Source organism: Bradyrhizobium sp. WBOS08 (genome assembly GCF_024585125.1).
Lineage (GTDB): Bacteria > Pseudomonadota > Alphaproteobacteria > Rhizobiales > Xanthobacteraceae > Bradyrhizobium > Bradyrhizobium japonicum_B.
Genome location: NZ_CP028988.1, coordinates 945,178 through 958,510, shown reverse-complemented (window position 1 = coordinate 958,510; position 13,333 = coordinate 945,178). Strand labels below are relative to the sequence as shown.

11 protein-coding genes are annotated in these 13,333 nt (G+C 64.9%); 5 read left to right on the top strand and 6 right to left on the bottom strand.

Annotated elements, in window-relative coordinates; translation table 11 throughout:
- The first annotated feature begins 48 nt into the window (after positions 1-48).
- Complete coding sequence (locus DCM80_RS04600) at positions 49-1,278, top strand: CaiB/BaiF CoA-transferase family protein (protein WP_257195939.1); 1,230 nt, start codon at positions 49-51, stop codon at positions 1,276-1,278.
- 155 nt (positions 1,279-1,433) lie between these two features.
- Positions 1,434-1,649 carry a hypothetical protein gene (locus DCM80_RS04595; protein ID WP_028137066.1) on the top strand — a complete coding sequence of 72 codons (216 nt, stop codon included), beginning with the start codon at positions 1,434-1,436 and terminating at the stop codon, positions 1,647-1,649.
- Positions 1,650-1,764: 115 nt separating this feature from the next.
- Here the strand turns inward: DCM80_RS04595 and DCM80_RS04590 are convergent, their stop codons facing one another.
- Positions 1,765-2,424 (bottom strand): TetR/AcrR family transcriptional regulator, encoded by a 660-nt coding sequence (locus DCM80_RS04590; RefSeq protein ID WP_257195938.1) that lies wholly within the window; start codon positions 2,422-2,424, stop codon positions 1,765-1,767.
- Positions 2,425-2,740: 316 nt separating this feature from the next.
- Here DCM80_RS04590 and DCM80_RS04585 point away from each other — a divergent pair, with 316 nt between their 5' ends.
- The 3 genes from DCM80_RS04585 to DCM80_RS04575 all read left to right on the top strand — a co-directional run bounded on the left by DCM80_RS04585 (position 2,741) and on the right by DCM80_RS04575 (position 5,919).
- Positions 2,741-3,976, top strand: coding sequence for an acyl-CoA dehydrogenase family protein (locus DCM80_RS04585; protein ID WP_257180580.1), 1,236 nt, complete (start codon positions 2,741-2,743; stop codon positions 3,974-3,976).
- Between the two features lie 131 nt (positions 3,977-4,107).
- Positions 4,108-5,166: a phosphotransferase family protein gene (locus DCM80_RS04580; RefSeq protein WP_257195937.1), complete on the top strand. Its 1,059-nt coding sequence runs from the start codon at positions 4,108-4,110 to the stop codon at positions 5,164-5,166.
- Between the two features lie 126 nt (positions 5,167-5,292).
- The gene (locus DCM80_RS04575; protein WP_257195936.1) at positions 5,293-5,919 is read left to right on the top strand and encodes a LysE family translocator; all 627 of its coding nucleotides are present in this window, start codon (positions 5,293-5,295) and stop codon (positions 5,917-5,919) included.
- 135 nt (positions 5,920-6,054) lie between these two features.
- On the opposite strand, the gene argE is transcribed toward DCM80_RS04575, so the two are convergent.
- From argE to DCM80_RS04550, 5 genes are all read right to left on the bottom strand, one after another.
- The gene (gene argE / locus DCM80_RS04570; RefSeq protein ID WP_257195935.1) at positions 6,055-7,233 is read right to left on the bottom strand and encodes an acetylornithine deacetylase; all 1,179 of its coding nucleotides are present in this window, start codon (positions 7,231-7,233) and stop codon (positions 6,055-6,057) included.
- Positions 7,234-8,134: 901 nt separating this feature from the next.
- Complete coding sequence (locus tag DCM80_RS04565) at positions 8,135-8,944, bottom strand: DNA adenine methylase (protein WP_257195933.1); 810 nt, start codon at positions 8,942-8,944, stop codon at positions 8,135-8,137.
- Between the two features lie 359 nt (positions 8,945-9,303).
- Positions 9,304-10,071 carry a phage head morphogenesis protein gene (locus DCM80_RS04560; protein ID WP_257195931.1) on the bottom strand — a complete coding sequence of 256 codons (768 nt, stop codon included), beginning with the start codon at positions 10,069-10,071 and terminating at the stop codon, positions 9,304-9,306.
- Positions 10,064-11,668 (bottom strand): DUF935 domain-containing protein, encoded by a 1,605-nt coding sequence (locus DCM80_RS04555; RefSeq protein WP_257195930.1) that lies wholly within the window; start codon positions 11,666-11,668, stop codon positions 10,064-10,066. Before DCM80_RS04555 ends, DCM80_RS04560 begins: the two co-directional genes overlap by 8 nt.
- Positions 11,668-13,299 carry a terminase large subunit domain-containing protein gene (locus tag DCM80_RS04550; RefSeq protein WP_257195929.1) on the bottom strand — a complete coding sequence of 544 codons (1,632 nt, stop codon included), beginning with the start codon at positions 13,297-13,299 and terminating at the stop codon, positions 11,668-11,670. The genes DCM80_RS04555 and DCM80_RS04550 overlap by 1 nt, the downstream gene beginning before the upstream one ends.
- Between the last annotated feature and the right edge of the window lie 34 nt (positions 13,300-13,333).

Sequence of the window (13,333 nt, the reverse complement as noted above, 5' to 3'; positions counted from 1 at the left end):
CCGCTTCGGGCGGCCGCGCCAAAGATCAGTTCCCCGGAGGAAATCGACATGTCGGCCTTGCCGCTCTCAGGCATCAAGATCCTTGACCTCACCCGCGTGCTCGCCGGGCCCCTGTCGGCGCAGATGCTGGGCGATCTCGGCGCCGAGGTCATCAAGATCGAGCGGCCAGGCACCGGCGACGACGCACGCGCCTTCGGCCCGCCTTATCTGGCCGATCCCGAGGGCAAGGCCAACAACAACAATTCCTTCTACCTCTGCGCCAACCGCAACAAGAAGTCGGTCACGGTCAACATCGCCAAGCCCGAGGGGCAGGCGATCATCCGCGAGCTCGCCAAGGACGTCGACGTCTTCATGGAGAACTACAAGGTCGGCGATCTCAAGCGTTACGGCCTCGACTACGAGACCATCAAGGCGATCAACCCCGGCATCATCTATTGCTCGGTCACCGGCTTCGGCCAGACCGGGCCCTATGCGCCGCGCGCCGGCTATGACGCCATCCTGCAGGCGATGGGCGGCCTGATGAGCGTCACCGGCCACATGGACGGCGAGCCGGGCGAGGGCCCGATGAAGGTGGGCCCTTCGATCGTCGACTACATGACCGGCATGAACACCTCGATCGGGATTCTCTCCGCGCTGTACCATCGCGACGTCAATCACGGGCAGGGCCAGCACATCGATGTCTGCCTGTTCGACACCGTCATCGCGTCGCTGTCGCACTGGCTGCAGATCTACCTCGTCAACGGCAAGACGCCGCCGCGGCGCGGCACCTGGGGCAATGGTGGCATGCCGGCCGGCGTGTTCCGCTGCACCGATGGCGAATTGATGCTGGTGGTGGGCAATGACGGCCAGTTCCGGAAGACCTGCGCCGTGCTCGGCGAGCCGGAGCTGGCGAACGATCCGCGCTTCCTCAAGAACAACGACCGCGTCGTGCACGGCAAAGAAATCATGGCGATCTTCGCCGGCCTGTTCCTGAAGCAGCCGGTATCCTATTGGCTGGAGAAGCTGGAGGAGGCCGGCGTGCCCTCGGGCCCGATCAACAATTTCGAGCAGGTGTTTTCCGATCCGCACGTGCAGTCGCGCGGCATGCGGGTGAAGACGCAGCACAAGTTCGAGCCCGAGCTGTCGCTGATCCGCAACGCGCTGACCCTCTCGGGCACCCCCATCACCGAATACCGCGCTCCGCCTCTGCTCGGCGAGCACACCCAGGAGGTGCTCGGCGGCAAGCTCGGCTATGATGCGGCGAAGATCGACGAGCTGAAGCAGCAGGGGATTATCTAGCCCCTTTCTTCCCCCAAGGCGAAAGGGCAGCGACGCCCGAGCTTGCCTGAGGTATGCGGGCCATCCCCAGATAAGTCCGGTCCGTAGTCGCACCGGCTTCCGCTTTGCACGCGACTCTGATTCGATCTCTCCACGGAGTTCGGGGAGGGAAGTGCATGTCCTACACGATCGGGTTTCAGGCCAAGAACCAGAAGTCCATTCTGGCGACCGAGGCGGCCACCGCCAATCAGGCCGTCGCCATCATTGCCGCGCTGCGGCAGAGTGCCGATGAGATAAAGTTCATCCGCTCGCCGCAGGAAGGCGAGATGGGCATCGAGATGCTGCTGCTGCTCGCCAAGGAAGAGGCCGAGGAGATGCCGCAGCGGGCATAGCCCCGCCGTCACAAACACACTCCGGTTAGAAGCGAAGCATGAGGCGCTTCTTCACCTCTCCCCACGAGCGGGGCGAGGGACGCACCGTTGTTAGCTCTCAACCTTCTGGAATCTCTTACCGCGCCGCCACCCGCGGCGCCTTCGACTCCGCCTTGCCCGCCGTCAGCGCCATCGTCGCCACGCTGACCACGCGGGCGACGACGTCCTCGACGTCGTCGAGGTCGCATTTGCCTTCCGACAGCTTGGTCAGCCGCTCGCTCTCGCGGATGGTGTGATGCGCCATCGCGAGCGCGAAATTGAGGCCCCAGTAGATGTCGACGTCGCTGCGCTCGGGCAGGGCGCGGCGCATGGCGCCGGCGAATTTGCGCAGATGGTCGATCTCGCGGTTCTTGATGCGGCGGATCGGCGGCACGGATTCGATCGAGGCGCGGATCATGAAGCGCGCCGCGGTCGAGCGCTGGTTCTCAGGGCCGAGGCAGCCGCGCAGCGTCGGCCCGACCAGCGCGAGCAGGATCACCTCGATCGGCGCGCGGCCGCCGCCTTGCTCTTCCGCCGCCTTCAATTCGCGCAGCCGCTCGCGGTTGGTGGCGATCGAGCGGGTGACGAATAATTCCGCGATCAATTCGTCCTTCGAGCCGAAATGATAGTTCACCGCGGCGAGGTTGACGCCGGCCTCCGCGACGATGTCGCGCAGCGTCACGTCGCTGAAGCCGCGATCGGCATAGAGCCGTTCGGCGGCGGTCAGAATGGCAAACCTCGTATGATCGCTGGCCATGGTTCTTTTCCCGTTCCGGGACGACGCGAGGCGTCGAGTCCGGAATCTCGCACCACATTTCGAGATTCCGGGTTCAGCCCTGCAGGCTGCCCCGGAAGGACGTCGTGAGCGAGGGAGTTGCAATTCAAACGCTTGTATGAAACTATCGTTTGAAGGCCGGACATGTCAATCCGCAATCGGGACTCGTTCGCAACTCGAGCCTGGTTCCGAAGCGTCCGCGAGCCCGCGCTTGCGGACCGCACGCAACGGGAGGACAGTCCGGCGCAAACAGCCCCGCGAAGCAGCAGGCTCGCACAAGAGAGACGAGGAGCGTCCCATGGATTTCGATCTGTCCCCCAAGCAGAAGGAATGGCTCGACCGCGTGCGGTCCTTCATGGCCAAGCACGTGCGCCCGGCGGTGCCGATCTACGACCAGCAGGATCACAGCGGCGAGCGCTGGAAGGTGATTCCGATCCTGGAGGACCTCAAAAAGAAGGCGAAGGCCGAAGGCCTCTGGAACATGTTCATGCCGCCGTCCGAGCATGAGGACGACGAATTCCGCGGCGCGGGACTGACCAATCTCGAATACGCGCTGCTGTCGGAGGAGATGGGCCGCATCAGCTGGGCCTCGGAAGTGTTCAATTGTTCCGCGCCCGACACCGGCAACATGGAGGTGTTCATCCGCTACGGCAGCAAGGAGCAGAAGCGCAAATGGCTGCGCCCGCTGATGGACGGCGAGATCCGCTCGGCCTTCCTGATGACGGAGCCGGCGGTCGCGTCCTCCGACGCCACCAATATCGAGACCCGCATCGAACGCGACGGTGACCACTACGTCATCAACGGCCGCAAATGGTGGTCGTCCGGCGTCGGCGATCCCCGCTGCAAGATCGCGATCCTGATGGGCAAGACCGATTTCAAGGCGGCCAAGCACCAGCAGCAGTCGCAAATCCTGGTTCCGCTCGACACGCCCGGCATCAAGGTCGAGAAGATGCTGCCGGTGTTCGGCTTCGACGACGCCCCGCACGGCCACGCCCAGGTGCTGCTGGAGAACGTGCGCGTGCCGAAGGAGAACATCCTGCTCGGCGAAGGCCGCGGCTTCGAGATCGCGCAGGGCCGGCTCGGTCCCGGACGTATCCATCACTGCATGCGCACCATCGGCAAGGCCGAGGAGGCACTGGAGAAGATGGTGAGGCGGCTGTCCTCCCGCACCGCGTTCGGCAAGAAGATCGTCGAGCACTCCGTGTGGGAGCAGCGCATCGGCGAAGCCCGCACCAACATCGAGATGACGCGCCTGCTGTGCCTCAAGGCCGCCGACATGATGGACAAGGTCGGCAACAAGACCGCGCAGGCCGAGATTGCCATGATCAAGGTCGCAGCGCCCAACATGGCGCTGAAGATCATCGACGAGGCGATCCAGGCCTTCGGCGGCGCCGGCGTGTCGGACGAGGCGGGCCTTGCCAAGGACTACGCTCACATCCGCACGCTCCGTCTCGCCGACGGTCCGGACGAGGTGCACAATCGCGCCATTGCCAGACTTGAGGTTCGGAAGTATGCCAACTCTCCCAATCACTAAGCGGGGGAGCCCTGCGGTGCTCCTGACTTGAAGAAACGACCAGACATGATCCAATTTCGGTAACCGCTTGACGCAAGTGCGTCAGCGGTTACCGATTAGGATCATGTTCGGACTGAAGAGGGAGCGTCATCGTGGCTGACGGCGTCAGGAAAGACGAAGAGTTTTCGGGCACCAAACCCGTCGAGGAGCGGCATCGTTTCGACGAGCTGCGCCTCGAAGCGTGGATGCGCGAGCACGTCGAAGGTTTTGAGGGGCCGCTGGTCGTGCTCCAGTTCAAGGGCGGTCAGTCCAACCCGACCTATCGCCTCAACACGCCAAACCGCTCCTACGTGATGCGCCGCAAGCCGTTCGGCAAATTGCTGCCTTCGGCGCACGCGGTCGATCGCGAATACCGGGTGATCGCGGCGCTCGGCAAGCAGGGCTTTCCGGTCGCGCGCGCCTATGCGCTGTGCCAGGACGACGGCGTCATCGGCGCCGCCTTCTACATCATGTCGATGGAGGAGGGCCGCGTGTTCTGGGATCCGACGCTGCCGAGCCAGACGCCGGACGACCGCCGCAAGATCTTCACCAGCAAGATCGAGACGCTGGCGAAACTGCACATGTTCGATCCCACCGCGATCGGCCTCGGCGACTTCGGCAAGCCCGGCAACTATTTCGCGCGCCAGATCGACCGCTGGACCAAGCAATATCGCGCCTCCGAGACGCAGCACATTCCGGAATTCGAGAAGGTCGCCGAGTGGCTGCCGAAGACGGTGCCGGACCAGGCGCGGGTCTCGATCGTCCACGGCGATTATCGCCTCGACAACATGATTTTCCACGCGACGGAACCGCGCGTGCAGGCCGTGCTGGACTGGGAGCTGTCGACGCTCGGCGATCCCATGGCCGACTTCACCTATCTCTTGATGCAGTGGATCATGCCGGGCCTCGAGGGCGCCGACCTCAAGGCGCTCAACATCCCGAGCCTGGAAGAGGCCGCGCAGATCTACTGCAACGTCACTAAGATGACGGTGCCCGATCTCAACTGGTACTTCGCCTACAATCTGTTCCGTCTCGCCGGCATCACGCAAGGAATCGCCGGCCGCGTCCGCGACGGCACCGCCGCCAACGCCAAGGCGCTGGAGTCAGCCAAGCGCACCGTGCCGCTGTCGAAGGCGTCGTGGCAATACGCGCAGAAGGCGGGCGCGGTGTAAGGATGACGAAGGCGCGGCTGATGGCCGCGCCTTTCGCTTTCAGGAGTTCGTCATCCCGCACATTCGCTGTCATTGCCCGCGAACCGTCACTCAGCCTGCGCAGGAATTCACCTCGGAACCGCGCGCATGGTCGACCACGCCACCCTCATTGCCTACATTCTGATCGTTCTCGGCTTCGTCTTCATTCCTGGCCCCGCGACGCTGCTCACGATGGCACGGGCTGCAAGCTCTGGAACGAGGGTCGGAATTGCCACGGGCGCCGGCATTGCTGCGGGTGACGTGATCCACACCAGCATGGCGATTGTCGGCCTTTCCGCCATCATCGCCACTTCGGCGCTGCTGTTCAGCCTCGTCAAATATGCGGGGGCGGGCTTCCTGATCTACCTCGGCATTCGCGCCATGATCGACAAGGCGCCGAACGGCCTTGATGGCGGCACGCCGGCGATCACTGCAAGCCGCGCATTCCGGCAGGCCGTGCTGACCGAGGTGCTCAATCCCAAGACGGCGCTGTTCTTTCTTGCCTTCCTGCCGCAGTTCGTCCGGCCGGAGCACGGTTCGGTCACCATTCAACTGGCGATACTCGGCATCGTCTTCGTGCTGCTCGGCTTGCTTAGCACCGTCGTATTTGCCGTCGGCGCCGGCCGTCTCGGCAATCTCCTGCGCCGCCATCCGGCCGTCGTGAAATGGCAGGGCAAGGTGGTCGGGACCATCTATTGCGCGGTTGGCGTCCGGCTGGCGTTGCAGGAGCGCTGAGGCGTCGTGCCCGCGCTTGCTTCCATAGGGTGGGCAAAGGCGCGTAGCGCCGTGCCCACCAGCTCTCCATGATGACAGCGAATCGGTGCGCTCTTCGCGCTACGGCGACAAGCCGCTTTGCCACCCTACGGCAACCTATGCCGCGGCCTTCGCACAATGCGCGATCAGCCGCTCCACGAAGCCTGCGCATTTCTCCAGCTCGGCCATCTCCACGAACTCGTCCGGCGTATGCGCCTGCGCGATCGAGCCCGGGCCGATGACGACGGACGGGATGTCGGCCATGCTCGCGAACAGACTCGCCTCGGTGCCGAAGGCGACCTTGGCGTGGTCGTTGCGACCGGCCAGGCTCTTGGCGAGCGTGACGATGGCGGCGTCCGGCTCGGTGTCGAGCGCGGGATAGTCGAGGATCTCCTCGAAGCCGATGCCGCAATCCGGATGCCGCGCCTTCATCGCCGGCTCGAGCTCGGCCTTGGCCCAGGCGACGATCGCATCCGTGACCTCGCGCGACTCGGTGATGCCGATGCCGCGGCATTCGAACTCGACCGCGCAAGTGTCCGGCACGATGTTCAGTGCGGCGCCGCCGTGGACGATGCTGGTGAGCAGCGTCGAATGCGGAACGTCGTAGAGGCTGTCCGTCGCGCGCGCGGCCGCAAGCTGTTCGGCGCGGCGACGGATCTCGACGATCAGATCGGCGGCGTACTCGATCGCGTTGACGCCGTCGGGCGCGATCGAGGAATGGCGGGCAAGGCCGCGAAAGGTCGCGCGCACGCCGTGCTTGCCCTTGTGGCCGATGATCACCTTCATCTCGGTCGGCTCGCCGATGAAGGCGCCGAGCGGCCTGGTCTTCTTTTTCGCGACGACGCCGAGCATCGGCCGCACGCCGACGCAGCCGATCTCCTCGTCATAGGAGATCGCCAGGTGAATCGGCGTTGCAAGCCTGGCCTCCACCATCTCGGGCACCATGGCGAGGCACACCGCCACAAAGCCCTTCATGTCGGTGGTGCCGCGGCCGTAGAGCTTGCCGTCGCGCTCGACCAGCTTGAACGGATCGTGGCTCCAGTCTTGGCCCACGACGGGCACGACGTCGGTATGGCCCGATAGCACGAAGCCGGGACGGTCCTCGGCGCCGATCGTGACCCATAGCGAGGCCTTTTGCCCGGTCGCGTCGACGATGCGCTCGCCCGTGATGCCGAAGGAAGCGAGGTAGCTCTCGATATGGGCGATCAGCGGCAGGTTAGTGCGGTCGCTGACGGTGTCGAACGACACGAGGTCGGCGAGGAGTTTGCGAATACGGTCGGGTCTTGAGCTCGGCATTGTCTCATTCTGTCAGGGGTATGGAGCACGGAATGCTTGCAGGAACCATACCAACGCGATGCCCCGGGGGGCAAATCAAAACAGTTCGTAGCCCGGATGGAGCGCAGCGCAATCCGGGCTACCAGCCCTTGTGCTGCCCGACGGGCAAAACACCCAAGCCATCGGTCAATCCGCGCTACCGAAAATATTCCGCTTTACCGAAATTCGGAAATGGCGTATGTGTCGCGCAACCCGGCCCAAGGAAGAGGGGCGTATCGCGATCGTCACGAACGCGGGCCGGGCGGCGGTGGACGCCGATGGCATTGGCGCGAAGGGTCTTGCAGGGCGGGCAACCGTGAGCAAGGCCGTCGCGCACACGACCGGTGCGATCGGCGTACGGCAAAATCGTGTGGTCCTGGCGCCCGGGGTCTGTGCGCCAAGTGTTGCGGTGATGTGGCGGCCCGACCGGGCCCGCGCATCAGCCATCCGCAAGGCGACGGGGGCAATAGTGCAACGCTCCCCGGGGAGAGCACGACATAAGCCGTTCCAACCACTGCGCAGGGAAGGCCGGGATGTCTCCGGTTGCCCTGTGTGACGCGCAGGTTCATATGACACCTCCCGGGATCAGCCGGGATTATCCGGGAAACGGCGGGAAGTGATTGGAATGCAAGGGCTTGGACGGCCCCCGGCGCGAATTGGCGGCACAGACGGCGCGCAAGTTCAAATGTCACCCAGCGGCGGGCGGCGCACGAAATCGCCTGAAAAACCCGGAGCGGCCGATTGAACTCGGACTCGAATCCGGGGTTTTGCGCGCCGGAGTCCGAGTTCGGCAAAAATGGCCGTAAGCGATTGTCCCGCAACGACTTAGCGGCTCTGCGGCCGTGGCCGCAGACGCCGAACTCGGACTCGGAACTCGGACTCCTCAGCGCCCTCGATTCCGGGCGGTGATGATCAGCTCCCGCGCCTGGTGCGCCTTGCTGTTGCGGGCCACCGAATAGGTCAGCCGAACCGGCTTCTGACGGAAGCCGGCGAAGGTCTCGCGGATCTCCGGGACGTCGTTGATCGACATGATGAAGCGGCCTTTCAAGCCCCTTAAAACCTCCGCCATCTCGGCATATTCCGACCGCTCGAACAGGCCGGCGCCGTAGTCTTTCTCGCCGCCCCAATAGGGCGGATCGAGAAAGAACAGCACGCCCGGCCGGTCGTATCGGCGCATGAACTCCGCCCATGGCAGGCACTCGATCGTGACGCCGGCGAGCCGCTCGTGCAGTTCGTCGAGCTGTGGTGCGAGCTTCGCCACATTGAAGCGCGCGCCGGCCGGATCGACGCCGAAACTCCGGCCCGCCACCTTGCCGCCGAACGCCGTGCGCTGGAGATAGAGGAAGCGCGCGGCCCGCTCCAGGTCGGTCAGCGTCGACGGGTCGGTGGCCTTCAGCCGCTCGAACTCGGCGCGCCCCGTGATCTGCCATTTGAGCAGGTCCATGAAGGGCACGTAATGGCGTTGCAGGATGCGAAAGAACGTCGCGACATCGCCGGAGCGGTCGTTGATGATCTCGCCTTTCCTCGGCCGCCTCCGCCGCAGGAAAACGCCTCCCATGCCCACGAAGGGCTCGGCATAGGTCTCGTGCGGAATCCGCTCGATCGCGGCGACGATGCGCGCCGCCAGCTGCTTCTTGCCGCCGATATAGCCCGCGGCCGGCTTCACCGGCCTGTAGACAACTCCCGTACTCATCTCTTCGAATCGCTCCGCCCCGCCTACGGTCGCCGCGCTGCGCAGCAGCGGCGGGTCGGCGAGGACGGTTTCTCTCGTCGTGCGGGTCTGTCTGCCAGGATCGGCCCGCGGTTGGCAGCGTTTGCGCGCTGTCGACCCCCGCCACTACATGCCGAGGGGTAATCATCGTGTCTTCCTGCGATCACGCCAATCTTGGCATTTGTTCCACTTCCGAGCGAAGCTGCAGCCACACGTGAAATAGATGTCAGGAATCGCCCATGCATGGCTCCAGAAGCCCACGCAGAGATGAGGACGCGGCGCCTTCTCTGGGATGAAGAGATCGAGTTGCTTCGCCTGGTGTGCGGATGCAGGAGCCAAGCTCATTCCAGCGCCTCATCTAAGCTCGCCGGCATCTCGCCGGGGCGATACGCGAAGCCAGGATCGATGCCTTCGGGCACCGTGACCGTCTTCAGGCTGCCGTCCGAGAGCGTGATCGTCTTCTCGACCATCTTGGAGGCCGGCGCCTGGTCGGAAACCTTGTAGCCGTAGCGGCGGAGATCGTCGTCGGAGAGGCTGTCGACCCAGCAATGGCAGCCCCAGCCGTTCGGCGGGTAATGCGTCTGCCACCAGGGATGGTCGACGGGAAGAACGGTGCCGTCCCAGCTCTCGTGCAGCGGGCGCGGATATCGCTGGCCTTCGAGATGACGATAGATCAGGTAGGGCCGCGTGCGCTTGACGCGCTGGATCTGATCCCAGCGCCCGGCCGCGTAGGCCGTCGACATGTTGGTGTCGAAAATCACGCGGCTGCGCCAGCCGCGCGAGCCGTTGTAGCTCCAGCCGTGGTCCTCGACGATGCGATCGAAGTCCTTGCGGAAGGATTCCAGCGTCTCGCCGTTCTCAATCGCCTTCATCACGGCGTCGTGGAAGTCGGCGACGAGCGCGTCGGTCATCGCGCCGGCGACGGTGAAGCTCGACGAGTGCTCCTGTTGCCATAGATCGGTCCAGGTCGCGGTTGGAATGTCGGTTTTCTTCCTCAGGAAGTCGATCGCCTCGATCGGATTGACCGCAAACGGCAACACCTCGGCGTGCAGCGATGCCCAGGAGCAGCCGCAGGCGCGCGCGACTTTGTTGCCGCGGTATTCAAGCATCGGGAATCTGCGCCCGGCCGGTCAAATTCGCCAGCGTGCGCGCCATCCGCATCAATCCGGCGAGATTGCGCTCGGCGATGCCGGGTTTGAGCTTGCGCAGCTCCTCCTGCACCTGGTGCAGCGAAGTCGAGCGCTCGACGACGGCGCGCACCTCGTCGATCACGGCGTCCGTGCCTGGACCACAGAGCCGCTCGGCCTGTTCGGCGAGCGCCGCGATCGGATCGTGCGTCTCCCGCATGCGCAAAGCGGCGTTGAGCGCCGGCGCGCTCGGAAAATTCTCGCCGGGAAGCGTGAGCGACGGCGCCTGAGACGGCGCAGCGAGCAATTCCTCGCCGTCTTCCGGCACGGGAATGCCGAGCAGTTCGTTGAAGTACGTCTTCTTGACCTTCAGGCCCATCGGCACCAGCTTCACCGCGCTCTCGACCGTCAGCTTGACGTCGGTGTCTTCCGAGCGGCCGATGCGCAGGCGCGGATAGGCCTTCTGCGCGCCGAATTGCAGGTCGATGCCGGGCCGGACCAGGTCGCGGTTGAGAATCGCGCTGAGAGCCTTCGCATCGGCGCGCTCGATGTCCTCCTGAACCTGCCGGTGCTCCTGGCCGACCGCGTGGCCGCCGGCGATGGCATCGGTGGTCGCGGTCTGGCCGAGCACCGCCTTGGAGACCTGCTGGTCGAGCCAGTCGCAGCGCTTCTGATAGAGGTCGCTGCCCGGACCGACGTTCTTGGACTCGATGAACTCGATCGTCATCATCTCAGGGATGATCGCGGCGCAGTCGCCGGCGATGTTGGCGACCGCGGTGAACAGCGTGTCCTTGTCGCCCTGCGAAGAGCCGGCCGGATACTTGCCGACGCGCACGGGCTGGCCGAAGGTCTGGGTAAAGATGGTCCAGTCGCGCTGTGTGAAGGCCTTGAACATCCAGGCCCAGGCAACCAGGCGCGAGAGGCCGGAGCGGATCGGCAGGCCTGACTTGGCGCGGATCACGGTGGTGATGAACTTGAAGGGCGCCAGCGGCGTCTCGCCTGCCGACGTCATGGGCACCGTGCCGACGCCATCGGCGCTGTAGTCGCCGAGCAGCAGCGGCGTCTCGCCGTCGTTGCGATCGAACCGGAACCAGCGCGGATCGCGCCATGCGAGCTTCTTGATCGCCCAGTCGCCCCCGGACGTGTCCCAGATGATCTCGGTGACGCTGATGCCCTTGCCGATGGCATCGAGCATGTCGAACAACTCGTCCTGGAGCGTGTCGCGCTTCAACACGCCTTCAACCCAGGCCGCGTGCGCCTTCGCCTCGGCGGTGTCATCGGCCGGCTCGACCGTGATGTCGAGCTGCGACACCGACCGCTTGCGCGTGCCGAGCACGCCGGCGTAATGCAGATCGCGCTCCTCGATCTGCTCGGCCATCTCGAAGAAGCGCAGCGGATCATAGGCATCAGCCGCCTTCAGGATGTTCGCGAGCCTGATCGGATTGAGCCCATCGGCCGGGTAGCCCGAGATCGGCGAGCGCACGCCGCCGATGCGGGGACCTGCGATCTCCTCGGTCAGGATCTCGCGCTGGATCGGGCGGCCGAACTGATCCAGGATCTGTGATGTTTTAACGGCCATCAAAAGCCTCCTCGAATGCGGGCGCCGAGCGGCGGCTGCCACCAACCGCGCCCGTCGCCGTCGTCATCGGGGCCGCCGGATGCGGCCTCGGTTCTCGCCGATCGGTAATCGAACTCGACCAGCTTTGAGCGGGTTTGCGCATAGGCGAGCACCAGGGCGATGGCGACGTCGCCGTGGCGCTTCTTGCCGTCCGCGCCCTTGGTGCGGACATCGGGCACGCGCGGCACGCCCCTGATGGTCTGCACGGCCGCGAGATCGTCGACGCCGTCCGCGTCCTTCGGCAGCAGGATGCTGCCGTCCTCGAACGCACCCTTGAGCGGCGGAAAGTTCTCCAGGTACCACTCGGTCGACATCTTGACCTGCTCGATGCGCAGCGGGCCGTATTTCTGCGCCGCGACCTCGGCGAGGTAAGCGCCGTTGCCGGAGGCGTCCATCTTGCCTCCGATGAAGCGAGGCAGGCCGTCGCACAGATAGAACAGCACCTGCCGCTGCTGCTCGAACGGGATGTTCGACATCTCGATCCAGAAAGGCACGGTGCGCCGCAGCGTCTTGCCGATCTCGATCGGGATCAGCACCGAGAGGTCGACGTTGCGCGCGAAGTCCTGGCCGAAGCCGTGCTGCCGCTCCGGATCGAGCTTCTTCAAGAGCGGTTCGAGGTTCTCCTTGCACCAGGCCAGGATGTCGGCCTCGCGATGCTCCTTCGGCAGGAAGGTGAACTCGGCCGGCCGGGACAACCGCAGCACCGGCGCGTCGAGCACCATGCGCGCCTCGATCAAAGCGCGGGCCAGGTAGACGCCACCACCTTCCGAGGGAACGCAGAACAGCTCCTCGTCGGCAGCGTCGCCATAGGAGGCGACGATCTCGACGCGCCACCTCGCTTCGGCCTCCGGGCTCCACTCCTTGCCTGTGACCAGGCAGATGCGCTGGTAGAGACCGTCCTTCAGTGCGTCGTCGAAATCGTATTTCTCGACGTGGTAGGGCTTGCGGCCGGCGCGCGCGTCCTCGATCAGCTTGTTGAACGCGTTTGCGACGCCGAGATGGGTCGAGATCACCAACACCCGGCCGCCCCACATCAGCAGCGCCAGCGCGGCCTTCATCATGGCGTCGAGATCGTCGTGGAACGCGGCCTCGTCCAGGATCACGAAGCCCTGCATGCCGCGCAGCGAGCGCGGGCGCGACGGCAGTGCGATGATCTCGAAGCCGGAGGCGAAGCGGATGCGGAAGGCCTGGATGTTGCTGTCGGGATCGCCATCGTCGAAGACGAACTCCTGCACCTCGGAAGCGGCCTGCTCGAAGCTCTTGGCCCACATGCCGCAGACGTCGATGAACTCCCGCGCCATCTCCTTGTTGTAGCCGATATAGAACACGTCCATGCCGCCGGCCGACTTGACGGCGGCTGCGGTCAGCGCGGCGTCGGATGCGACGCCCCAGGTCGCGCCGATGCGGCGGGACTTCTCGCAGATCGTGACAGAGTGCTCCGAGGTCGAGCGCAGCAGCCTCTTCTGATAGCCTAACAGCACGCCCTCGACGCCGCCGGCCTCGCGCGCAAGCTGTGCGCCCACGCTAAGGCCAGCGCGGCGCGTCTCTGCCCATTCGGCATCGTTGATCTCGCGTGCGATGAACTTGGTCACCCTGCAATGACCTCAGTCAGACCCATCGCGGCTC

Excerpts from the sequence above, each read along its gene's own strand:
- DCM80_RS04600 (WP_257195939.1), top strand. The coding sequence starts at position 49 with ATGTCGGCCTTGCCGCTCTCAGGCATCAAGATCCTTGACCTCACCCGC.
- DCM80_RS04595 (WP_028137066.1), top strand. The coding sequence starts at position 1,434 with ATGTCCTACACGATCGGGTTTCAGGCCAAGAACCAGAAGTCCATTCTG.
- DCM80_RS04590 (WP_257195938.1), bottom strand. The coding sequence starts at position 2,424 with ATGGCCAGCGATCATACGAGGTTTGCCATTCTGACCGCCGCCGAACGG.
- DCM80_RS04585 (WP_257180580.1), top strand. The coding sequence starts at position 2,741 with ATGGATTTCGATCTGTCCCCCAAGCAGAAGGAATGGCTCGACCGCGTG.
- DCM80_RS04575 (WP_257195936.1), top strand. The coding sequence starts at position 5,293 with ATGGTCGACCACGCCACCCTCATTGCCTACATTCTGATCGTTCTCGGC.
- argE (WP_257195935.1), bottom strand. The coding sequence starts at position 7,233 with ATGCCGAGCTCAAGACCCGACCGTATTCGCAAACTCCTCGCCGACCTC.
- DCM80_RS04565 (WP_257195933.1), bottom strand. The coding sequence starts at position 8,944 with ATGAGTACGGGAGTTGTCTACAGGCCGGTGAAGCCGGCCGCGGGCTAT.
- DCM80_RS04560 (WP_257195931.1), bottom strand. The coding sequence starts at position 10,071 with ATGCTTGAATACCGCGGCAACAAAGTCGCGCGCGCCTGCGGCTGCTCC.
- DCM80_RS04555 (WP_257195930.1), bottom strand. The coding sequence starts at position 11,668 with ATGGCCGTTAAAACATCACAGATCCTGGATCAGTTCGGCCGCCCGATC.